The following is a 23,254-nucleotide window of genomic DNA, read 5'->3' on the forward strand; positions in this document are numbered from 1 at the left end:
TGTATCAGATTAAGCGGATTCGGGCTTAGGCAATGAGGAAGGGTGGACGAGCAATTCAGCGGTCGATCGCTTTTCAACCATTTCCTGAGTAACCATACATCGTTTAACATCTTTACGGGAAGGCAGCTCATACATAACGTCTAGCATCAACTCTTCCACGATACCGCGCAAAGCACGAGCGCCAGTTTTACGGCGGAAGGCTTCTTGAGCGATCGCCCGAATAGCGTCAGCGTCAAACTCCAGATGCACATTATCCATACGCAGCAATTTTTGATATTGTTTAACCAAAGCGCTGCGGGGTTCCGTGAGAATTGACATCAAAGTTTTCTCATCCAGAGGATCGAGAACTGCCACCATAGGAATACGACCGATCAACTCTGGAATTAAGCCAAACTTAACCAAATCATTAGGCTCGATACCTTTGAGAGCTTCTGCATCTTTTTTGTCTTTGTCTGGGGTGACTTCTTGGCCGGAGTGGACAAAGCCCATAGACTTTTTACCGCTTCTTTGCTCAATAATTTTCTCAAGCCCTACAAAAGCGCCGCCGCAAATAAATAGGATGTTGCTAGTATCAATTTGAATGCAATCTTGATAAGGATGCTTACGACCCCCTTGGGGAGGAACATTAGCAGTAGTTCCCTCCAGCATTTTTAATAACGCTTGCTGGACACCTTCACCGGAGACATCTCTAGTAATGGAGGGGTTTTCACTCTTACGGGCAATTTTATCGATTTCATCGATATAGACAATGCCGCGCTGGGCTTCTTCCACATCAAAATCAGCCACTTGTAGGAGTCGCAGGAGGATATTTTCTACATCTTCCCCAACATAACCCGCCTCAGTGAGGGTGGTAGCGTCAGCGACCGCAAAGGGAACATCCAGCATTTTAGCGAGAGTTTCCGCCAATAGAGTTTTACCGCACCCAGTGGGACCAATTAGCAAAATATTGGATTTTTGCAGTTCGATCTGATCATCACCTTGTCTATGACCTGGGATAAAGCCTAGACGCTTGTAGTGGTTGTAAACAGCCACTGACAGGACTTTTTTGGCATCATCCTGACCAATGACATGATGATCTAGGTAGGCCTTAATTTCCCTCGGTTTAGGAATTTGATTTAAGGCGACTCGACTGGGAGTGTGGCGACGTTTAGGGCTAGGGGCTGCTTGGGGGCGGGGAGCCTGGGGAGTGGGAGGAGCTGAATTGGGGTCAAATAGCTCCTCGTCCAAAATTTCGTTACACAGTTCCACGCATTCATCGCAGATGTAGACTCCTGGCCCTGCAATTAACTTGCGAACCTGCTCCTGGGACTTGCCACAGAAGGAACACTTTAAATGGGAGTCGTACTTAGACATAATTGCCTCATTTTATGTTGCGCTAACAGATTCTCCGGGAACCGGAAGATTCTGTTTTAGGATCACATTATCTATTAGACCATATTCTTGGGCTTCAGCGGCAGACATAAAAAAGTCTCTCTCTGTATCAGCATTAATGCGCTCTATGGGTTGGCCGGTATGTTGGGCTAAGAGTGTATTCAGGGTGTGCTTGTGATAGAGAATTTCTTTGGCTTGAATTTCTATGTCTATTGCCTGTCCTTGAGCGCCTCCGAGGGGTTGGTGAATCATAATGCGAGAGCTAGGTAAGGACATCCGTTTCCCAGCGGTACCGGAAGCGAGGAGAAATGCGCCCATACTGGCGGCTAATCCATAACATATTGTCACCACATCGGGGCGAATTTGTTGCATGGTGTCGTAAATTCCCATACCTGCGGTGACTGAACCGCCAGGGGAGTTGATGTAAAGTTGGATATCTTTTTCGGGATCTTCTGATTCCAAAAACAACATTTGGGCGCTTACGGCATTGGCTACTTCATCGTCAATGGGTGTTCCCAGAAAAATAATGCGATCGCGTAGTAGACGGGAATAGAGGTCAAAAGCCCTTTCTCCCATTCCCGACTGTTCAACTACCATGGGAATGACACCCGCTGCAGATGAGTTAATAGTAACTGGTTGTGAACCACTAATTATGTGGCTGTTACGGGTGCTGCCAATGGAATCACGGGAATACTCAGAGATCATCATAAAGCGGATGGTAATTTAATCTTATGGTGGTTTTACGGTTAATGTACAGTTAATTGAAAATGTTAGGGACGGGCGCGAGGTGATTGTTGGGGGAGAAGAACAGAGCAACGGACTGAAAATTAGTGCGATCGCCTTTCTTTCCCCCACTCCATATTAGCGCTTTTCCAGAATTTTGGCACCTGAGCCCACTGGTGGTCAAATAGCTAGTCGGTAACGACTTCAGCTTCAGCGACGACCACTTCTTCTGAATCTTCTGAATCTTCTGGTTCTTCTTCCTCTGGGGTCAAAGTACCTTCAGGGACTAATTCAATGGTGGAATGTTCTTCGAGCCATTGGTAAGTCTTTTGGCTAATCAGGTCATCAGTAACCACCATGCGTAGGCGATCGAGGTTCACATCTTGGCCTTGAAGTTGCTCCATCATTTCTTCGGACTTAGCTTGAATTTCCTCCTCGGTGATAGTGATGGACTGTTGTTTAGCGACTTCTTTGATAGCCAAAGTTTCCTTGAGTTGAGCGATCGCATCAGGGCGCAGATGTTCTCGCATCCGTGGTACAGTTTCACTGTTAAACAGTTGTTTAAGGTCAATGCCCATATTACTCAACTGCATAGCCTGCTGAGTCAAGAGGCGGTCTACTTCTTCCCTAATGAGGGTTTCCGGCAATTCCACTTCCATTTCTGCCACTAAAGCCTCAGCCAAAGCCTTGTGTTTATTCGCCGTAGTTTGTTCAGCTTTTTCTTCCTGAAAACGCTTTTCTAGGGACTCCCGCAGTTCTGCCAAAGTCTCAAACTCGCTCACTTCAGCCGCAAAATCGTCGTCCAACTCTGGCAACTCTTTTTCTTTAAGTTCCAGTAGAGTAATGTTAAAAGTAGCGGGACATCCAGCCAATTCCGGTTTACCATAGTCAGCCGGAAACTCAATGTTTAACTCTTTAGTTTCCCCAGGACTCATGCCTTCAATGCCTTCGGTAAAGCCAGGGATAAACTGACCTTCCGTGAGTTCCACTTGGTAGTTATCACCTTGTCCCCCTTCAATTTCTTGGGGTTCAGTTGCTCCGGTGGGGGTAAAGTATCCCTTAAAGTCAACATAGGCTGTATCACCTTTTTGAGCGGGTCGGTTTTCCACCGGGACTAAGGTTGCCATTTTCACCCGTTCACGTTCGAGGATCTCATCAACTTGCTGCGGATCAAATTTGACCTCTTCAGCTTGGACCTGAAAATCCTGGTACTTGTTGAGTTTAACTTCTGGTTCGACATCTACAGCCGCTTTGATGGTGATGGGTTGACCAGGTTCGTACTGTTCGATCAGTTCTTCAATATTGCCAATTACTTCAAAACTGCCAATAGCCGGAATTTTCTCTTCTTCAACAATTTTTGGGAAATATTCCTGCATCAAATCATCGAGGGCCGCCGCTTTAATCCTAGAGGGTCCTAGTCGCTGCACTAGGATATGGCGGGGGACTTTGCCTTTTCGGAACCCAGGAATATTGGCAGAACGAGCATATTGGTTGATTACCTTCTCATAGGCTTTTTTGGAGATTTCTGGAGAAATTTCGATATCCAGCCCAACTTGGCTGGCGGGAAGTTTTTCCTGGGTTACTTTCATGATGTACCTTGTTTAAGCGCGGACTAAGGAAAGCGAGCTATCTAAACTGCTGTCTGGCCCTAAAGCCTAGACTGTTTGCTTCCAGATGCTGACAGTTCGTGGTATGGTAGTGTCATTGTTTCTGTACCACGATTTTAACTCTGGAGGACTATAATTGATAGACTAGCCAATATTTGATGCTATCAGTAGATGGGTCGAAATGGGTAGCGATCGCTATTGACCGTCACATCAACTGTCGCAGTTACCGATATAATAGCCTCTAGTATAGATACAAGACTGATTAGCCTTATATATTATTAAAATTTCTGATTGATTCTCAGATGATCGATTGTCTAAAGTTCCAGGGAGGAAGTCAATTTGTCAAAATCCTATAGAGTTGCTATTTTGGGCGCGACCGGAGCCGTGGGAACCGAGTTGCTGGAATTGCTTTTGAGTCGTGATTTTCCCCTGTCAGAGTTGAAGCTATTGGCTTCTCCCCGTTCGGCGGGAAATAGTCTCCGTTTTGGAGGAGAGCAACTGACAGTAGAAGCAGTTGGCGATCGCAGTTTTGATGGGGTAGATTTGGTATTGGCTTCCGCTGGAGGATCTACTTCTAAGCAATGGGCTCACAAAGCTGTAGCAGCCGGGGCGGTTGTAGTGGACAACTCCAGTGCCTTCCGCATGGACCCCCAAGTTCCCTTGGTGGTGCCGGAAGTGAACCCAGAAGCAGTAGTTAATCATCAGGGGATTATTGCGAATCCTAACTGCACTACTATTTTGATGAATGTGGCAGTTTGGCCCCTGTATCAGGTACAACCACTGCGGCGTATAGTAGTATCTACTTATCAATCCGCTAGTGGTGCGGGAGCCAGGGCTATGGAGGAGGTGAAAACCCAAGCCAGGGCGATTTTACAGGGAGAAACTCCCCAGGCGGAAATATTCCCCTACCCCTTGGCTTTTAATCTGTTTCCCCACAACTCGCCTATCAATGATTTAGGCTATTGTGAGGAAGAGATGAAAATGATTAATGAGACGCGGAAAATTTTTGGTGATGACAAGTTGAGAGTTTCCGCGACTTGTGTACGGGTTCCCGTACTCCGGGCCCACTCCGAGGCGATTAACTTAGAGTTTGAGCAGCCTTTTGATGTGGCTAAGGCGCGGGATGTCCTGAGTCAAGCCCCAGGGGTCAAGTTGGTGGAAGACTGGCAGGCTAATTATTTCCCAATGCCTATTGATGCAACGGGCTGCGATCCGGTTTTGGTGGGTCGTATCCGCCAGGATCTTTCTCACCCCTGTGGGTTAGAATTATGGCTGTGTGGCGATCAAGTTCGCAAGGGAGCCGCTTTAAATGCAGTCCAAATTGCTGAATTATTGGTAAGTAAAGACCTTCTGTAAGTCCCCCGTGTGGGGTGGAATAACTGAGAACAAGACGGCTAACTATACGGCACAATTGACACAAAAGAAATGGTAAGTTTTGGCAGAGTAATGACGGCAATGGTAACGCCGTTTTGGGAAGATGGTAGCATTAACTATGCAGAAGCAGAGCGGCTGGCGGCTCACTTGGCGGCTAATGGCAGTGATACTCTGGTTGTGTGTGGAACCACTGGAGAGTCTCCGACTCTGACTTGGGATGAAGAACATGAGTTGTTTAAGGTGGTTCAGCAGGCTGTGGCGGGTAAGGCTAAGGTGATTGCTGGTACAGGGTCGAATTCTACCCAGGAGGCGATCGCCGCCACTCAGAAAGCAGCTAAACTGGGGGTAGATGGTTCTTTGCAGGTGGTTCCCTATTACAATAAGCCTCCCCAGGAGGGATTGTATCAACACTTTTTGGCGATCGCCTCAGCTTGTGCAGATTTGCCGATTGTGTTATATAATATTCCTGGGCGTACCGGACAAAATCTCCAGCCCGAAACCGTCGCACGTTTGGCATCGGTTCCTAATATTGTGGCTATTAAAGAGGCTAGTGGCAGCCTAGACCAAGCTAGTCAAATTAGGCAGTTGACACCTAAAGAGTTTCAGATATATTCTGGGGATGATTCCCTGACTTTGCCACTGTTAGCAGTGGGCGGGACTGGGGTGGTGAGCGTAGCGAGTCACCTGGTAGGGAAGCAAATTCAAGATATGATCCAGATGTTTGAAGCGGGTCGGGTGCAGGAAGCAACGGAAATTCATATCAAACTCTTCAGTTTGTTTAAAACGTTGTTTATCACTACTAATCCTATTCCGATTAAAGCGGCTCTGAAATTGTTGGGCTGGAATGTGGGTCTGAGTCGGTCTCCTATGTGTGAACCATCCCCGGAAGTGATTGAAAAAGTCAAGGGAGTTTTGGGAGAATTGGGTTTGATGGAAACTCGGTAAATCGGGGTTTCAGACAATTGAATAGCTGTGATTATTCCTAGGTGTTGATTGCTGGTCAATTGATCCTTATAAAAGGGTGTTTAAACCGGGAAAAATCAACCATGGAAAACTAAGTAATTAATGAGGTATCATTATGTCAAGCAACGGCAAATCTTACACCAGAACTAGACCTTCTGCTAGGTCAGTGAAAATTACCAAAAAGTTGGATAATTTACCCAAAAACCGGGAACAAACCCCGGAAGATAACTCTCCGAAATTGAAAATAATTCCCCTGGGTGGACTCCACGAAATTGGCAAAAATACCTGTGTATTTGAGTATGAAGATGAAATCATCATCCTAGATGCTGGTTTAGCCTTCCCGACCGATGGAATGCACGGCGTAAATATAGTTTTACCAGATGTCACCTACCTGCGGGACAATCGGGATAAAATTAAGGGTATGATTGTCACCCACGGTCACGAAGACCATATCGGTGGGATTGCTTTTCACCTGAAACAGTTTGATATTCCCGTGATTTATGGTCCGAGATTAGCCATGGCTCTGCTTCATGGTAAACTAGAAGAGGCGGGGGTGAGCGATCGCACTGAATTAAGAACAGTAAGACCTCGCGATATAGTGCGTATTGGCAAAAACTTCCTGGTGGAATATATCCGCAATACTCACTCAATCGCTGATAGTTTTACCGTAGCAATTAATACCCCAGTGGGAGTAGTTATCCACACGGGAGACTTTAAGGTGGATCATACCCCCGTTGATGGCGAATTTTTCGATTTTCAGCGGTTGGCTGAATATGGGGAAAAAGGGGTTCACTGTCTGCTGAGTGATTCGACTAACGCGGAAGTGCCTGGGTTTACTCCCTCGGAGGCTTCCGTTTATCCGAATCTGGAAAGAATTATGGCGACCGCTTCTGGACGGGTGTTGGTGACGACTTTCGCTTCGTCCGTTCACCGGGTAAATATTATTCTGAGTATTGCTCAAAAATTAGGGCGCTCTGTGGCTGTGGTAGGGCGATCGATGTTAAATGTCATCGCTCATTCTCGGAATTTAGGTTATATAAAATGTCCTGATAATCTGTTTATTCCTCTCAATGCTATTCGCAGTTTACCTGACGAAAAAGTGTTGATTTTAACCACAGGTTCCCAGGGTGAACCCTTGGCGGCGATGACCAGAATTGCTAATGGCGCTCACCGACAAATTAGCATTAAACAAGGGGATACAATTATCTTTTCTGCTAACCCAATTCCCGGAAATACCATTGCGGTTGTCAATACTATTGATAAGTTGATGATGCAGGGTGCTAATGTGGTTTATGGCCGCCATCATGGTATTCATGTTTCCGGTCATGGTTGTCAGGAAGACCATAAACTGATGTTGGCGTTGACTCGTCCTAAGTTTTTTGTTCCTGTACATGGTGAACATCGGATGTTAGTACAACACAGCAAAACCGCTCAAAGCATGGGTATTCCACGGGAAAATATGGTGATTATCAATAACGGTGATGTGGTGGAGTTGACCGAAAATTCCATTCGCGTTGGTGGTAAAGTTCCTTCTGGTATTGAGCCGGTCGATTCCTCCCGCACTGGGTTTGTGCGTGATGATGTCCTGAAAGAACGCCAACAGTTGGCTGAAGATGGCTTAATTACTGTAGCGGTCGCTGTTAGTGATGAGGGGAAACTTTTGGCTATTCCTGAAACTCACCTGAAAGGGGTGGTGATGACTGCTGATCAGGCTACCTTTAAACAACAGATTGTTAAGGTGATTGAGGCGACTTTAAGCGATCGCTGGTCTGAGTTGAGCCGCTCCTTTGGTAATGGCGAAGGTAATCAAATTGATTGGGTGGGGGTACGCACCGAGATTGAAAGAGCGATCGCTCGTTTGTTGCGGCGTGAGTTACAAAGCAATCCTCTGTTAGTGGTGTTGATGCAAACTCCCGAAGAAAGTCCTGATTCTACCGCTTCTTCTACTACGGAAACTCCTCAGCCAGCTACCGGACGCAGAAGACCTCGCACAGCCGCTCGTGTCGCTTCCTAATTGACTGGAAAAGTTGCCATAAGTGAGCGGGTTTAGCAGCTTCAGATTTAACACTGGTCGCTGCTATCCCGCTCCGGCTTTGCTTGACCGTCAGACTCTCAAGTGTGTTAGTTTTTTTGCTGGCTGAAAAATACGGCAGCCAGAATAATTAACCCTAGTAATACGAGGGGAACTAACAGAGATAAAATAGGCGTATGAGTTGACATGATTTTGTCGGAATTGTGGGTTTTGTCTTAATCTGTGTTATAATTTAGGGTAACTTTTTCGGTGAAAGTTATCCAGGGAGAAACCATGAATCAAACTGATCTGGTGCAATGGTTGCAGGAAAGAACTGCACTGAGCCTCCTGGATGATGAAATATTACAGGCGATCGCACCTCAACTGGAAGAACGCACCATTCCTATAAATACCGTCGTGGTGACTAAAGGAACTTCCCCAGATCGGCTTTATATTTTGCGATCGGGTGATTTGGAAAACTCAGACGCACCCAAGGCCGATCAGTATTTACCAGGAATGGCTATTAATCTGCAATCGTTACTGTTAAATAATCCAGTTCAACAAACATTAATTACCCGAACAGATTGTCAATTTTGGGTGATGAAGGCTGGAGACTTGCAAAAGTTGGTAGAAGCCTATCCAGAAATCAATCAAGCCTTTTCTCAGCAATTAGCCGAAGAAGTAGAGGAACTTTCCGCTCAATTGGTTTATGAGCAGGAAAGGTTAGCAATTTTACAACCCTATTTGATTCCGAGAGCGCGGCGGGGAATTGTCGGAAAAAGTCGTTATGCGGTGAGGTTGCGATCGCAAATTAAAGAGGCTTCTAAAAATCGTAAATCCGTCCTAATTTTTGGGGAACCAGGAATCGAAAAAGACAACTTAGCAGCTTTGATTCATTTTGGGTCTGATGACCGCCGAGAACCTGTCATTCAAGTAAATTGTTCTAAACTCCAAACCAGTGGCGCAGATTTATTCGGACGGACAGGGGGAAAATATGGGTTAATTGAATCCTTGGGAAAGGGAACTTTAATATTTAATAATATCCAAGAATTACCCCCAGAATTAATCCCCGCCATCTCAAATTTATTAGAACTAGGAACTTATATTCCGGTCAGTAAAGGGGCCGCTGAAACCGTCAATGCTAAAGTTTCTCAAGCTCGGATAATCATTATATCAGAAAAGATGGTCGCTAAGATTGAAACCTTAGTCGAAACCGTCATTAAAGTGCCACCTTTGAGGGTCAGGAAATCTGATATTGGCGATTGGGTTAATTATAATATTAGCCTGATTTGTCGGAATAAAGGTATTAACCGAGTCCAGATGACCCCGGAAGCCTTGCGACGACTACAAGCCTATGATTTTCCCAATAATTTGCGGGAATTACGAAACCTCGTAGAAAGAGCGATCGTTCAACTTCAAGGCTGTACAGAAATCACCGAAGAAATTATTTGGCCGTCTCAAACTAAAAAGCAGCAATTCCGAGTTAATTTATTAAATACCTATCCGAAATTCCGCAAATTTCTCAGAAGTCCCTGGTGGCCGGATCGGATGAATTATGGCTTTACTGTAGCTGTTTTTGCCGCCGTCGTGGCGATTTTGTTTCTCGGTCCTCAAACGCGATCGCAAAATTTCGCTCTCAACCTATTTTGGGCCTGGTGGTGGCCATTAGTTTTGTTAATCTTCCCATTTTTAGGTCGCGTATGGTGTGCAGTTTGTCCCTTTATGATTTACGGAGAAATCACCCAAAAACTATCTCTCTGGCTGTTTCCGCGTCAATTAAAAAAATGGCCGAGACAGTCAGCCGAAAAGTGGGGAGGGTGGTTTTTATTCGGTTTATTCACCCTAATTTTACTCTGGGAAGAATTGTGGGATTTACCAAATACCGCCTATTTATCAGCTTGTTTATTGCTACTCATTACCGCCGGAGCCATGATTTTTTCAGCTATTTTTGAAAGGCGTTTTTGGTGTCGTTATCTCTGTCCCATTGGCGGTATGAATGGGATGTTTGCCAAATTAGCCATCACCGAATTACGCGCACAGCAGGGAACCTGTTCAGCCGAATGCAACACCTACCAATGCTATAAAGGAGGACCCCCAAAAGGCGAAGGAATGGAAACAGGCGGATGTCCTTTATATTCTCACCCAGCACAATTAGAAGATAATCGAGATTGCGTATTGTGTATGACCTGTTTAAAAGCCTGTCCTCATCGTTCAGTCGAGGTCAATTTGCGACCCCCAGGAATTGAATTATGGACTACTCATATACCTCGCACCTATGAAGTAGCTTTGCTATTTTTATTATTAAATGCCGTATTTTTGCATCATTTACCCCAACTAGAACAGTATTTTAATTTTAGCCTAAATTTAGATAATTTCTGGATACATTTAAGCCTGTCAACCGTAGTCTTAGCTTTACCTGCTATAATTCCCGGTTTCGCTTATCTGATTTATCGTTTAATTTCCCCAAGAAAGCCTCGTAAATTTATCGAGTTAGCTTATGGTTTACTTCCCTTTGTGTTAGCCATTAATTTGGCTCATTATCTACGGCTAGGGTTAGCAGAAGGTGGCAGAATTTTACCAGTTACCCTTGCTACTTTTGGCTTAGATGGTTCCAGTCTCCCCGTTTGGGTTGCTCATCCAGCCGTCATTGAGTTTTTACAGGGAACCACCTTATTATCCGGGATATTAATCGCCATTTTACTCACACAAAAAATTGCTCGCCAACCTATCAAAACCTTATTACCTCAACATTTAGCCACCATTATTTTAGGTTTCATCTCATGGAAAATAGTGGTAGGATTTTAGCATATTAATAACTTCTACTACACCAAATATCTAACTAATTATATATGCCAAAAACCGCACCCCAAAATTTAGAAGATAGTGATGAAGAACTACTTACTTTTAAGTATTCAATAACCAGTTATGGTGCTGATTATCCGGTTGATAGTTTAGTTAAACGGATGAAAAATGGCAGCATATATGTACCACAATTTCAACGAGGATATGTCTGGGACCATAGAGAAGCATCTCGTTTTATTGAGTCCCTATTATTGGGTCTACCAGTACCGGGAATTTTTCTCGCTAAAGAACAAGATACTCAAAAACTTCTAGTTATTGATGGTCAACAAAGGTTAAAGACTATTCAATATTTTTATGATGGGGTTTTTGAACCTAATCAAAGGGAATTTTCCTTAACCAAAGTCGCTGATGAGTTTGACGGATTAACTTATCAAACTCTGTCAGAAGAGGATAGACGTAGACTCGATGATTCAATTATACCTGCTACCATTGTTAAACAGGATGAACCCTCAGATGATAATAGCAGTATTTACTATATTTTTGAGCGACTTAATACCGGTGGTCAACAATTAAAACCTCAAGAAATTCGCGCCTGTATCTATCACGGAGAGTTTAATAATTTATTAGCAGAACTTAATTATCATCAGTGTTGGCGAGATATATATGGTTCCCCAAAACCTGATAAACGTATGCGAGATCAGGAAATGATTTTGCGTTTTCTGGCTCTCTATTTTGAGGGTGATAACTATCAAAAACCTATGAAAGGCTTTTTAAATCAGTTTCTGGGTCAAAATCGCTATTTGAAGAAGTATGATAAATCAGCAATCCAACTGGTTTTTATTCGCACTATTGAAACTGCTTATGAAGTTTGGGGAGGTCGAGCTTTTAAACCGAAAAATCAGATTAATGCAGCAGTTTTTGACTGTATTATGGTGGGTTTAGCTCGTCGATTAGAAAAAGGGTTGATTAATGATAAAGAATCACTCAATACTAATTATCAACATCTTTTAAAGAGTCAAAATTTCCTAGATGTAACTGTCAATAGTTCGCGTACTACTGAGAAATCTATTGTGCAAAGTCGCCTCAGTCAAGCTATCAATGCTTTTGAAAATGTACAATGAAAAATGTAAAATGCGTTATAAACAGCAGTAATAATTAGAGTATATTATCAAAATGCAGTTAAACTTGTTGATATGCTTGAGGAATTGTGTGAGGGTAAATCTGTTTAAAATGTGATCATTATGGGATGATTAATCATTTCTTAGTTAATCAGTATCGACAAACCAGTGATTAATACCAAATCCTACCGCGCGATTAGATTGACATAATTCTGAGGCTAATTTTAGTGACGCTTTTTGACCTATTTCGGTTTCAAATACTGAAGAAAATACCCCATCAATCCCTAAGCTATGATATAATTTCCTTAACTGCTTTGGAGAACCTACTATAGCTGGTTTAATCACAAAAATACCTCGCCAACCTTGTTGATAACATTGGTTGATTTGGGTGAGGGTCGCTACAGATTCATCTAAGGCTATGGGGGTTAAATGACCCTTAGTTAAGGCTAACATTCCCTCTAACTCATTAACACCTAGGGGTTGCTCTAAAAACTCTATTTTAAAGCTAGTATCCCCCAGGTTTATTCTATCACAAATATCTAACCAGCGATCGCCTTCCGAAAAATTTAACCCACCATTCGCATCGAGTCGCAGCGATAACCCTTGAATTTCACTCATTTGGCTGGCTAATATCTGCAACCAATTCAACTCATTATCAATACTATCAACCCCAATTTTCCACTTGAGAGTTTTATATCCCCTATTAACTAAATCTTCCCAACCAGATAAAGCCGCTTTTCCTGTGGGAAGCAGTCCACTATTTTCTAGCTTAGGTATTTCCTTATCATTTCCCTGTAATTCAGTGAAAGCAGACTCCAAACCAAACTGACAAGCTGGGAGACTCATAGGAATCGAAAAAATCAGATTTTCTGTAATTATCCCAGGTAGACTTTCACAAAAATCCATAGCCTCCCTGACAGTTTCCGACCCAAACCAACTAAGAGGCGCAATTTCTCCCCAGCCAACTTTACCCCTTTCGTCCATTAACTCAATAATAATCCCTTCCCTAACCTCCCAGAGTCCGTGATGAGTTTTTAAAGGCTGTTTAAATTTACGGGAGTATTTATTAAAGTTAAATTTAATAGTCATTGAATTGCATTTAACTAGACCAAGCATCAATAATTTTAATCATCGTTTTGTCCGCTAAACCCTTAACACTAGCAATCACTTGTTGATAATTGGTGAATTTACCCAGTTTTTCCCTGGCTTCAAAAATGCCTTTAGCTAGGTTGTTAGCATTACTAATATTAGACCTATTCAATCGCCTAAATAACTCCTCTTGAGTCAAACTATTGAATAAATCGAGGGGGTTAATAATGGGTTGATTTGGCGATTCTGACTCTCTCATTGAGGAAGGTTGGGCAGATTCTATGGCTTTAAATCGCCGTTCATTTTGTTGTTGATAATCCCTCAATTCCTGCTGAATTTGAATCACATAGTTTTCTAGTCGTTGTTCAAGATTATTTAACCGAGACTCTAAATTAGGAGATGGAGATGTGGTTAATGTTAGGGTTTCCCCTATCTGATTATTTATCAAACTAGGAGTTACCGTAAAACTCTCAATTAACTCGACCTGTTTTAATACCTTAGCCTCATGTTTCTCAGCAATCACAAAAGCATTAACCATCTCAGCTTCGCGGGGGTCTTTTTCCCTAGCCTTGACCGCCGCATAATATTCTAAATCCCCTGAAATAACTTGATAACTTTCTAACCCTTGCATTTTCAGGATTAAGGGTTTGATAATTCCCCCACATTCTAAAATGTTATCGGCTAACTCCTCTAATTCAGATTCCGAAAAATTAGACCGAGGGACATTGGAATTAATGCTTTTAACATCCACTAAGAAAAATCTGATCATGATTTATTTACCTAACTTTTCTAAAACTTCCTCTGTTAACTGTACAAATTCCATCGCCGCTGGTGAATCTGGCGCAAATTCTAGCACAGATTTGGGGTCTGGTATCTCTAAATCTCCCATAGTTATAGTCTGGTTGGTACATTGAGACAAAACTGTTCTTTCAAAGATTATGCTATTCATAATCGGTAAATTATGGGAATTTAACAGGGATTCTTTTTGCTTGGGAAAGACATAATTTAAAAATTTAGAGTTGGTGGATATTTTGGATGGCAATATTCCCAAGATTTCTAAATTATTTTTACCAATTAAGGCGCGAAATTCATCAATTTGACTAATAAACTCCAAGACGGTAGGTAATCCTTGATTAGCAAAGGGTTTTAAGTCTGATGGGATGATTAAATAATCCGCAGCATATAAGGCAATTTCTGTATAAATATCCCGCGATGGAGGAGTATCAATAATCACGATATCATAATCTTCTTCAACTCGTTTTAGCTTGGTGACTAAACGGGTTTTATAAGATGCAACTTGGTTCAGTTTAGACTGCTTTTGAATTAAGTTAATATGGGAAGGTATGACATCAATTTCTGGGTGATTGAATCCGTCGGTTTTTCTGACGACATCGGGAATAAAGTCATAATCACCTGATTCGATAACATGGGAAACATTGCGATCTCTTAAATCATCATCTTCCACAAATAAAAATTTCATTAAGCCAGTCGCAAAGGTAGAGTTGGCTTGAGAGTCTAAATCGATAAGTAGTATTTTGTGACCTTGTTTTTGTAAACTGGCGGCTAGGTTAATGGCGATGGTGGTTTTACCTACTCCACCTTTATTATGGTAAATAGCAATAGTTTTCATACCTGGTTATTTAAGGATAGGTTAAACATTATCATATTTAGCCAATAAAATCAAGGATTAAATCTCCCCAAATTCGGGGATTTTCGGCGTGGACGTTATGACCACAGCCGGGAACTATGATCATGGTTGCGAAGGTACATAAATCCGTAATTTCTCGGTTGATTTTTTGAAATTTATGGTCAAATTCTCCCACTAATAATAGTAAAGGTATCTGATTTTGAGATAACTTATCCCAGAGTGGTGGCTGGTTTCCGGTTCCCGAATTAATGAGAATTTTAGCTAATTGATTGGGGTTATTTTGGAGTCGATCGCCTATAATTTTATCAAAAATGGGCGAGTTTTTCAAGGATGTAAATAGGGGTAAACTATACCACCAGTTGAGGAAGTCTTCAAAAGGGATATTTTGTAACTGATCGGCTATTTTATCATCTGATAAACGTCGCTGCGATCGCTCAATTTCCGTTTTCAGTCCCGGCGATGCTGATTCCAGAATTGCTTGCTTAAATCGTGTAGGATAGTGTAAAATCAAATAGAGTCCTAAACGACCTCCCATAGAATATCCAACCAGGACACAATTATCAATTTTCAGGTAATCCAAAAGACCAATTAAACCGGAGGCGATCGCTGGCATTTTATAGGCTTCATCTCCTGCTAATACCTGAGTTTTTCCTTGTCCTGGTAAATCAATAGTTAAGCAGCAGAAATCATCAGGAAGGGAGGATATAGCCAGGTCAAAGTCTCGGCAATTTCCCATAAAGCCATGTAATAGCAAAATTATAGGCTGAGTGCGATCGCCTTTTAATTCACCATAAAAACTATAACACCCCACCCGCCATTGTGGCATTTAATGCACTCCTATTTATTAGTCAAACACCCAATGCAAAAATGGAACCGCCGCCGCACAAAAAGCCATAAACCCAAATAACCCCCCCAGCATTCCATACAGCAAAAATTGGTCGCCGCGATCCTTAGCCAATTTGACAATCACGTAACTGTAGCCATAGCAAACCAGGAAGAAAAGAACAATAAAGCCAGTGAAGTAATATTGCATAACCAAATCATGTCTAAAAAGCCTAATTGTCCATTATAGGAAAATTATGGTCAATCGCCTAAAATTTCACAAAAATTTAGTATTTCCCAGAGATTAATGAGTAACAGGCGTTTGCTGTTCAGGTATACTGAGGGTGATCACAAATTCTGTGCCGCCACCTACCTGGGAATTACACTGCAACTTTCCGCCGTGATTTTCGACTACAATTTGATGAGAAATAGACAATCCCAAACCCGTCCCCTGACCCACAGGCTTAGTAGTAAAAAAGGGATTAAAAATCTGTCTTTGGATCGATTCAGGAATTCCCGGACCATTATCAGCAATTTTAATAACAACCGAGTCTAGCTGGTCTGGAGATTTAGCTTTTTCCACTGTAGTTTTGATGGTAATTATCCGAGGGTCTGGTTGAGTGGCTAATGCATCGATCGCATTAGCCAATATATTCATAAATACCTGATTCAATTGACTAGGATAGCATTCCAACTTAGGTAATTCGCCATAATCTTTAATCATTTTAATTTCACAACCGTGGTGCATTTTCATGCGACCTTGTAAAATCAGTAAAGTGCTTTCGATACCCTCATGTAAATCTACAGCCTTGCGGGTAGCTTCATCGAGGCGAGAAAAGTTTCTTAAAGAGACAACAATATCTTGAATTCGGGTAGTTCCCAACTTCATTGAATCCAAAGCATTAGGTAAATCATCAAGCATAAATTTCAAATCTACTTCCTTAGCAAAATCGATAATTTCTTCCCTAGGTTTTGGGTAGTTTTTATGATATAATTTCACCAGTTCAATTAAATCTTTAATGCAGGTTTCTAGGTGCATTAAATTTCCATGTATAAACGCCAAAGGATTATTAATTTCATGAGCCACCCCTGCGACCATTTGTCCTAAACCGGACATTTTCTCAGCCTGAATTAATTGTGCTTGGGTGCGTTTTAATTCTTGTAGAGTTTTGGCTAACTCGATCGCTTTCTGGCGTTGTTGTATTTGTTCCAGTCTAAGGCTAACTTCCATAGCTTTGCGATCGCTAATATCCCTAACAATAGCCAATACCTGATCCTCACCACTAGGGACATAACGCGCCTCATAATGGTGATATCTACCCGAAACCGATAGCACATATTCTCCCTGCTGAATTTGTCCAGTGTTGAGGGTTTGAGTCAAATAATGGCGCGTCCATTCAGCCAAATCTTGAGAAAAAACCGCATCAATTTTCTGTCCCACAATATGGGGTGGTAAACCGGGATTGGGGCAATTTTTAGGCGGGAAGTAGTCAAGAATTATCCCCTGAGAATTTATCCTAAATATCAAATCAGGAATAGCCTCAATCAAGCTGCGATTTCTCGCCTCACTTTCTCGCCAAGCCGAGGCTATTTTTTGACGTTCAGTGATATCACTTTCCACAGCAATAAACTTAGTCAAATTTCCCAATTTATCAAAAATAGGATTGATACTTATCGACAACCAATAAGATTCTCCATTGCGTCTATAGTTAAGAATTTCTCCTTGATAAGGTTGATGTTGTTGGAGTGCTTTAGCAATCTCGCAGACGGTATCTGGGTTAGTGTCGGAACCTGGCAAAAACGAACCAGACTGGCGACCTCGTACCTCATCAAAGAAATATCCGGTAATAGTTACAAATCCGGTATTAACCCACTCAATATAGCCATCACAATCACAGATAATTACAGCATTATCAGTCTGAGTCGCCACCCAGGACAACTGAAGCAGTTGTTCTTCTATCTGAGGTCTAGTTTCATCTTTATTGGTAATTACCCAATAGCGAGAAGGAGATAATCCCGATGGTGCTTCCACAGGAACAATAGTTGTTTTTAGCAAAATATGTTGTCCGTTAGCAATATGTTGTTGAATTTCTCCTTCCCAAATCTTACCCTGATTGACAACTGACCATAATTGCTCCCAAAAATTAGGGGAATAATAAGGGGAGTCAAACAAGGGGTGAGGGTGATTAATCACCTGTTCCCAAGACTTACCCCACATTTCAATAAAGGGTAGGTTAGCATCTAAAACCGTCCCATGTTTATCAATCATACTAACCGGGTTAGTGCGATCGATAATGGTTCGCAGTTCCCCATATTCTTGCTGAGTTTGACGAAGTTCATTTTTGAGTTGACGTAACTCAGCGATCGCCGTTTGATAGGCGTTTAATAAATCTTCAGGATAGTTGTTAACAATTAATTCAGCGGTCATTAGCACTCCAGGGGGTAAATCAGGTTTTGGTTAAGAACTTCTTGGAAAATTTTTGACGCTATAGGTTGAGCCATCAAAAACCCTTGAGCCAATTCGCATCCCCAAGATTTGAGTTGGCAAAATTGTTCTAAGTTTTCAATCCCTTCCGCAATAGTTTCCATTCCCAGGGACTGAGCCAGCTTCACAATAGCATAGGCGATTTTAGTTTGATGTTCCGAAGCACTCATCCCCTGAATAAAAGAGCGGTCTATTTTCAGGGTATCAATAGGAAAACATGAGAGACGACTAAGGGAGGAATGTCCGGTTCCGAAGTCATCTATACATAATCTAATCCCCAAATCTTTAATTTTTCGGAGAGTAGTAACCGCCACTTCTGTCGATTCAGCGATCGCCGTTTCTGTCAGTTCAAACCTAATCAATTCAGGAGAGCATTTAGTGGCTTCTAATATCTCCTTAATTTTTTCGACAATTCCCTGATTTATTAGTTGTTTGGTCGATAAATTAACGCTCAAAAATGGCGGTGCGTCTTGATAAATACATTCCCATTGTTTAGCCTGAATACAAGCCTGTTCAATTACCCAATCTCCCATCTTAACAATTAACCCAGTTTCTTCAGCCATAGGAATAAATTGCTCTGGAGAAATCAAACCCAAAGTCCCATGTTCCCACCTAAGCAGGACTTCACAACCCACAATCCGATTAGTTTTCATCGAGATAATTGGCTGATAGTTAAGTAGCAATTCCTCACGTTTGAGAGCATAACGCAGATCCGTTTCTAGCTGTAGTTGCTGTCGGACTCGGTGGTGCATCGCTTGGGTAAAAATTGCATAACTTCCCTTCCCTCGGTCTTTGGCTCTATATAAGGCTGTATCAGCATCGCGGAGCATATCTGCACTGCAATTATACCCCATACTACTCAGAGCGATACCAATACTAAGACTGGTAACAGTTTCTAGGTGGTCTTCCCCCAAAATAATGGGTTTTTTGATGGTCTGTTGAATTTTATTAGTTAGTTGAGAAATTTCCGACAGGTCTTGAATATCATCAATTATAATAGCAAACTCATCTCCTCCCCACCGAGATAGAATATCTTGGGGACGGATACAGCTTTGTAGACGATCGCCAATTTCAATCAGTAGTTGATCTCCGGCTTGATGTCCAAAACTATCATTAATCAATTTGAAGCGATCGACGTCCATAAACAGCAGACCAAACAAATAGTCTTGACAGTTTTGTGTACGGTCTATCGCTTTCTGAAGTTCAGTTATAAAGTAACCTCGGTTATATAGACCCGTTAGGCTATCATGGTTAGCCTCGTAGATTAGGCGATTATGTTGATTTTGGCGTTCAGTCACATCTCTTTGAATAGCTAAATAGTGTGTTATCTGTTGGCGATCGTTATATATAGGTTCAATATGCCACTCATTGACAAATTCGCTTCCATCCTTGCGATAGTTAATCGTCTGACCATAAAACACCCCTCCATCTTTAAGATCCAGTTTCATCCTTTCCAAAATCGTGCGATCTGTTTTTTCCCCTTGCAAAATTCTAGGAGTTCGACCGATCGCCTCTGTGGGACCATAACCAGTCATTCTAGTAAATGCCTTATTGACAAACACAATTGCAGGTCCAGGAAATTCCAGATTAGCCGTAGTGATGACCACAGAATCATCAGCACAGCAAACCGCTGTTGCCAACAACTTCAAGTGTTCTATCATCTCTACACTTAAACCATGTGCCGAATCATTCTCACTACAAGAATTACCCCTCGCCACGATACTCTCATCAATATTGATTGGAGGAACTAACTGCCTCCTATAGGCATCCAAATCATTCATAGCCACTAATTTTGTTCCGTAAACGACGACTGACCGAACCCTGTAACGTTTCTCGGTTCAGCTAGACCCAATTAGCAGACCCCTAGGATGAGCCAGGTTCCGAGATGCAATAGGTGTATGAGAAGCTACTCTTGGTGATTTTACACCAAATCTTAAAAAAATACTAAGATTGGGGTTTCCGAATTATTTATGTGATACCTGCACAGTGGCATTATGGGACTCAGTTTTAGATAGAATTGTATACCCAAATTTCCATCGCACTGTATACCCAAAGACAGACTTTCAGGATTTCTCAGACAATGGGAAAATTAACTGACGAGGCCTTCCGGGAGCGATAGGTCTCGCCCTCTACCCGAAGCGGGTCGCTGCTATATGCAGTCCGCGTGCCTCCCAGAGAAGAAACCCAGCTTCTATCCTATCTTCAAACTTTGAACAATAAAAAGCCCCGCCTAGACAATTAATCAGCGGGGCCTGCTATAAAGCAAATTAGCCAAGCTACTGGACTCCTACAATCCCGCGTGATTAAGTCTCTGGAAAGGTTGCGCGAACAGGGCAAGGTTAAATATCTAGGATGGGTAGCCGTCACCCAGGGTGACGAAAATTTATCACCGGTGAAAACTTCCCAGAGCGATCGCCTAACCGTTCGCTGGAAAACCAAATCAGCATTCCAAGACACAAACGGCAATAAGTACGCTTATCTTTATCAGGGGAAAAAGCAGGTTTGTTATCTGGCAGGTCCTCATCTCAGCGAAAAAGCGAAGGCGATCGCCAACCAGGTAGAACAGTGGATCGAGTCGGACTGGTCTCTGGAAACTATCCTAGAGAAACTTCCAGCACTTAAATCGGGTGGTGGAAATTTCCCCGGCGGCGCGTCCTAAGATTTCCCCCAAAGGAGATTTTATACCCCCAAAAATTTTGTGATTTCACAGAAAAATCAAGGAGCGTTTCCCAACCTAAAACGGCGCTAAGTGCTACTGTACACTGGTTAGCGTCGTTTGCCGTGTGTAAGAATATTTGATGTTTTGTCCAAAATACCAAAGTGCCGAGTTTAGCGCTAAAATTGGAAGTATCTAAGGCAGTGTGTGGCGTTCGGCCCTCCAAAGCATAGCAGCAACCCATTTCTCCCTGGATAACACTGATAGCGATCGCTGCCTTAGATTTCATCGATCGCGTCTCGGATTTTTTGAGGATCAGCATCAATATAGCGCTGCAAAGATGACATGGATTTGTGACCTGTGATAGCCATGATGGTTCTGGTATTGACTCCCTTGTTATAGAGTTTGGTGATGAAAGTGCGGCGGTAACTGTGGAGAGAATAGCCCTCGTTTTCTAATCCCAGACGAGCGATCGCCGCCCTATGGAAAGAGTCTATCGCTTGAACGGTAACGGGCTTGGATATATCAGATGGGCTAGGAAACAGAAACTCGCCGCCACCGATGCGGTAAGTTCCGAGAATCTCTCTAAGTTTTTGGGAAATGGGAACTTGGCGGACTCCCCCATCTTTCCCGCCCGCGCGCTTACGAGTTTCGGATCGAAAAGTTATTTCTGGCAGGACAACACGGGAAGCTGAGGAAACATAAACGTCAGGGATTCGCAGTAACCTGACAGCTCCCACTCGTTCGCCGGTGTACATCAAGATTGCTAGTAAGGTTCGCTGCCAGTCATATTTGCACTGCTTCTGAATTCTGTAGGCGATCGCGTCGGGGATAATGGAAGCCTGACCGATTCGGTTTTTCTTCATAGGTTTGTAATTGGCTATGGTTTCTCCCCAGTTGCCCAGATGGTCGGATTAAGCGATCGCCCTTCCTGTTTACCTATTGTAGTGGACGGACTGAGCCAGATGGAATCAACTCGGAGACTTGGGGGATTGGCGGCGGGCGATCGGATCAGCCTCTCCTATATTTGTTCACCAGCCGGTAATGCGATCGCTTCCCCCCCATCTTAGGAAAACTCAGATTAAGGCGATCGTTTATCTACCAGTCTTCGTAATCGATAAACTCATTGATAGTAAATTCTCCCCCCTCTTTGGGGTTCGCTAGGTTGGGCGTATAACTACAAGTACACAATGGCCTAGTAGAACTCCAAGGGGATGGCATATCAAAAAATAATAGTTGACGGCTCATTGTAGGTACAACAGAAAACCCGCGTGCTGGTGATTCTACTGTCGCAACTTCACTATGTTCTTTAATCCAATTCGTTAGATTTATTAGTGTATCGTAGTTATAAAACTGCCAGGTATAGACGGCTATTTGAGTCATGACCATCGCCATAATTTCTCGCGGAATCAGGAAGACTTTAATCACTTCTCCAGGCGGCAGCCAAGAATCGTTAGAGGGATTAATGGTAAAGTTGTACATTTGACCAGGGAAAAACACATCAAACTGAAAAATTAAAACTCCATGTTCACTATAAAAGGTGTTATACCAAAGATAGTCATATATTCTGTTACTATCCGAATCTGCGTTGTCAGCTATAAAATTGGGTACGTGAACGGATTGATTTCCTGTACCCATAAAAGGTCTAATAGATAAATTCGGCATTGGCATATCGTCTATTTCTCCTGATTCTTGTCCTAAGTCATAATCAATTTCCGTTTCCTGTCTAACCCAGAGTTCTACCGTCTGGGTGGTGGCGGATGTCGCAAAAAGAGAGATTCCCCCGTCGCTGCTATCAAAATAGGTCGCATCTTCAAATACTGGCAATGAGCGATCGCTACCATCCCATCTGATGGAGAATGGATTTTCCCCCTTGATGGAAATTTCTCGCCTCACCGGGGACGATGTGGAGGGGATAATTTCCACCTCTTCCCCTGCCGCCAGTTGAACCGTCCCCGACTTGGAAAATCTATAATAAGCGCCCCCGCCGCTCCCGCCGCCGACCGGACGCATTTCAAATCGAATAGGCATTTATCGTAGAATGGAAGTAACCACTTCTATTGTCTCACATGAACATCACGCCGGGAGTCTATCCCGATTTTTCCGAAACTACACTAGAAGCCTTAACCTTAGCCATGGGGCGGCGATTGCTACAAAGACAAAAAGACCTGACGATTAACTTCACAGGAAAAGATATTATGGATTTAACTCTTAATGAAGAGGATTCTGTTATCAACCTGGATATTGACGAGCTAGAGGCTTATATAGAAAATGGCGCGATTAAAATAGTAGATCCGTTTGTGAGTAGTTTTCAACCCGGTATAGGTAGTTACCCCTTTGACCAAACCAATTTAGCCAGTGCTTTACTGCATTTAGTTGTACATCAACACATAGCAGAATTTAGCCCCGCACTAAACCCCGAACCCGCCAAAAAACATTGTGATTTTTCTATCCGACCTAACGTTAGGGGAGATGGACAATATCCGTTAATATGCACCATCAGCTTAACCGACTATCCCGTAATTGTTGACTACACCAATGGCATGACTTCCGCCGCCAAACCATACTTATTAACTCCTTAACCT

The 23,254-nt window shown here is 42.7% G+C and carries 21 protein-coding genes; 8 read left to right on the forward strand and 13 right to left on the reverse strand.

Annotation, left to right across the window (positions count from 1 at the left end; genetic code table 11):
- Window positions 1-9: 9 nt before the first annotated feature.
- The 3 genes from clpX to tig all read right to left on the reverse strand — a co-directional run bounded on the left by clpX (window position 10) and on the right by tig (window position 3,683).
- The gene (clpX, locus tag HFV01_RS02645) at window positions 10-1,353 is read right to left on the reverse strand and encodes an ATP-dependent protease ATP-binding subunit ClpX (protein ID WP_006623564.1); all 1,344 of its coding nucleotides are present in this window, start codon (window positions 1,351-1,353) and stop codon (window positions 10-12) included.
- A gap of 12 nt (window positions 1,354-1,365) precedes the next feature.
- Window positions 1,366-2,079 (reverse strand): ATP-dependent Clp endopeptidase proteolytic subunit ClpP, encoded by a 714-nt coding sequence (clpP, locus tag HFV01_RS02650; protein WP_006623565.1) that lies wholly within the window; start codon window positions 2,077-2,079, stop codon window positions 1,366-1,368.
- A 203-nt stretch (window positions 2,080-2,282) separates the two neighbouring features.
- Complete coding sequence (gene tig, locus HFV01_RS02655) at window positions 2,283-3,683, reverse strand: trigger factor (RefSeq protein WP_006623566.1); 1,401 nt, start codon at window positions 3,681-3,683, stop codon at window positions 2,283-2,285.
- A 357-nt stretch (window positions 3,684-4,040) separates the two neighbouring features.
- On the opposite strand from tig, the gene HFV01_RS02660 reads away from it, so the two are divergent.
- From HFV01_RS02660 to HFV01_RS02680, 5 genes are all read left to right on the forward strand, one after another.
- Window positions 4,041-5,057, forward strand: a complete 1,017-nt coding sequence (locus HFV01_RS02660; protein WP_006623567.1) for an aspartate-semialdehyde dehydrogenase — start codon at window positions 4,041-4,043, stop codon at window positions 5,055-5,057.
- 69 nt (window positions 5,058-5,126) lie between these two features.
- Window positions 5,127-6,020 carry a 4-hydroxy-tetrahydrodipicolinate synthase gene (dapA, locus tag HFV01_RS02665; protein ID WP_035759143.1) on the forward strand — a complete coding sequence of 298 codons (894 nt, stop codon included), beginning with the start codon at window positions 5,127-5,129 and terminating at the stop codon, window positions 6,018-6,020.
- A 133-nt stretch (window positions 6,021-6,153) separates the two neighbouring features.
- On the forward strand, window positions 6,154-8,052 hold the full coding sequence (locus tag HFV01_RS02670) for a ribonuclease J (RefSeq protein WP_081587677.1): 1,899 nt from the start codon (window positions 6,154-6,156) through the stop codon (window positions 8,050-8,052).
- Between the two features lie 291 nt (window positions 8,053-8,343).
- Complete coding sequence (locus HFV01_RS02675) at window positions 8,344-10,854, forward strand: sigma 54-interacting transcriptional regulator (protein ID WP_193520807.1); 2,511 nt, start codon at window positions 8,344-8,346, stop codon at window positions 10,852-10,854.
- A gap of 44 nt (window positions 10,855-10,898) precedes the next feature.
- Window positions 10,899-11,972 carry a DUF262 domain-containing protein gene (locus HFV01_RS02680; protein ID WP_006623571.1) on the forward strand — a complete coding sequence of 358 codons (1,074 nt, stop codon included), beginning with the start codon at window positions 10,899-10,901 and terminating at the stop codon, window positions 11,970-11,972.
- A 144-nt stretch (window positions 11,973-12,116) separates the two neighbouring features.
- Here the strand turns inward: HFV01_RS02680 and HFV01_RS02685 are convergent, their stop codons facing one another.
- From HFV01_RS02685 to HFV01_RS02715, 7 genes are all read right to left on the reverse strand, one after another.
- Window positions 12,117-13,058, reverse strand: coding sequence for an o-succinylbenzoate synthase (locus HFV01_RS02685; protein WP_193520808.1), 942 nt, complete (start codon window positions 13,056-13,058; stop codon window positions 12,117-12,119).
- A gap of 10 nt (window positions 13,059-13,068) precedes the next feature.
- Window positions 13,069-13,827, reverse strand: a complete 759-nt coding sequence (locus HFV01_RS02690; protein WP_006669532.1) for a ParB N-terminal domain-containing protein — start codon at window positions 13,825-13,827, stop codon at window positions 13,069-13,071.
- Window positions 13,828-13,830: 3 nt separating this feature from the next.
- Window positions 13,831-14,688 (reverse strand): ParA family protein, encoded by an 858-nt coding sequence (locus HFV01_RS02695; RefSeq protein WP_008055353.1) that lies wholly within the window; start codon window positions 14,686-14,688, stop codon window positions 13,831-13,833.
- Window positions 14,689-14,725: 37 nt separating this feature from the next.
- On the reverse strand, window positions 14,726-15,532 hold the full coding sequence (gene menH / locus HFV01_RS02700) for a 2-succinyl-6-hydroxy-2,4-cyclohexadiene-1-carboxylate synthase (protein WP_006623575.1): 807 nt from the start codon (window positions 15,530-15,532) through the stop codon (window positions 14,726-14,728).
- Window positions 15,533-15,550: 18 nt separating this feature from the next.
- Window positions 15,551-15,739, reverse strand: coding sequence for a hypothetical protein (locus tag HFV01_RS02705; RefSeq protein WP_006669528.1), 189 nt, complete (start codon window positions 15,737-15,739; stop codon window positions 15,551-15,553).
- Window positions 15,740-15,832: 93 nt separating this feature from the next.
- Entirely contained in the window at window positions 15,833-17,956 is a 2,124-nt protein-coding gene (locus HFV01_RS02710; protein ID WP_006623577.1) for a PAS domain-containing protein, read from the reverse strand.
- The gene (locus HFV01_RS02715; RefSeq protein ID WP_006623578.1) at window positions 17,956-19,794 is read right to left on the reverse strand and encodes a putative bifunctional diguanylate cyclase/phosphodiesterase; all 1,839 of its coding nucleotides are present in this window, start codon (window positions 19,792-19,794) and stop codon (window positions 17,956-17,958) included. The genes HFV01_RS02710 and HFV01_RS02715 overlap by 1 nt, the downstream gene beginning before the upstream one ends.
- Before the next feature lie 518 nt (window positions 19,795-20,312).
- Here HFV01_RS02715 and HFV01_RS02720 point away from each other — a divergent pair.
- Entirely contained in the window at window positions 20,313-20,672 is a 360-nt protein-coding gene (locus tag HFV01_RS02720; protein ID WP_006623579.1) for a hypothetical protein, read from the forward strand.
- On the opposite strand, the gene HFV01_RS02725 is transcribed toward HFV01_RS02720, so the two are convergent.
- Both HFV01_RS02725 and HFV01_RS02730 read right to left on the reverse strand, forming a co-directional pair.
- Window positions 20,632-20,958: a hypothetical protein gene (locus HFV01_RS02725; RefSeq protein ID WP_006669627.1), complete on the reverse strand. Its 327-nt coding sequence runs from the start codon at window positions 20,956-20,958 to the stop codon at window positions 20,632-20,634. The genes HFV01_RS02720 and HFV01_RS02725 overlap by 41 nt on opposite strands.
- Window positions 20,948-21,535 carry a tyrosine-type recombinase/integrase gene (locus HFV01_RS02730; protein ID WP_006669522.1) on the reverse strand — a complete coding sequence of 196 codons (588 nt, stop codon included), beginning with the start codon at window positions 21,533-21,535 and terminating at the stop codon, window positions 20,948-20,950. The genes HFV01_RS02725 and HFV01_RS02730 overlap by 11 nt, the downstream gene beginning before the upstream one ends.
- Before the next feature lie 39 nt (window positions 21,536-21,574).
- Between HFV01_RS02730 and HFV01_RS02735 the strand changes: the two genes are divergently transcribed.
- Window positions 21,575-21,739, forward strand: coding sequence for a hypothetical protein (locus HFV01_RS02735; protein WP_164468734.1), 165 nt, complete (start codon window positions 21,575-21,577; stop codon window positions 21,737-21,739).
- 28 nt (window positions 21,740-21,767) lie between these two features.
- Here the strand turns inward: HFV01_RS02735 and HFV01_RS02740 are convergent, their stop codons facing one another.
- On the reverse strand, window positions 21,768-22,700 hold the full coding sequence (locus HFV01_RS02740) for a hypothetical protein (RefSeq protein WP_006623582.1): 933 nt from the start codon (window positions 22,698-22,700) through the stop codon (window positions 21,768-21,770).
- Window positions 22,701-22,738: 38 nt separating this feature from the next.
- Between HFV01_RS02740 and HFV01_RS02745 the strand changes: the two genes are divergently transcribed.
- Window positions 22,739-23,251 carry a hypothetical protein gene (locus HFV01_RS02745; RefSeq protein WP_006669520.1) on the forward strand — a complete coding sequence of 171 codons (513 nt, stop codon included), beginning with the start codon at window positions 22,739-22,741 and terminating at the stop codon, window positions 23,249-23,251.
- The last annotated feature ends 3 nt before the right edge of the window (window positions 23,252-23,254 follow it).

Source organism: Limnospira fusiformis SAG 85.79 (assembly GCF_012516315.1).
Classification (GTDB): Bacteria; Cyanobacteriota; Cyanobacteriia; order Cyanobacteriales; family Microcoleaceae; genus Limnospira; species Limnospira fusiformis.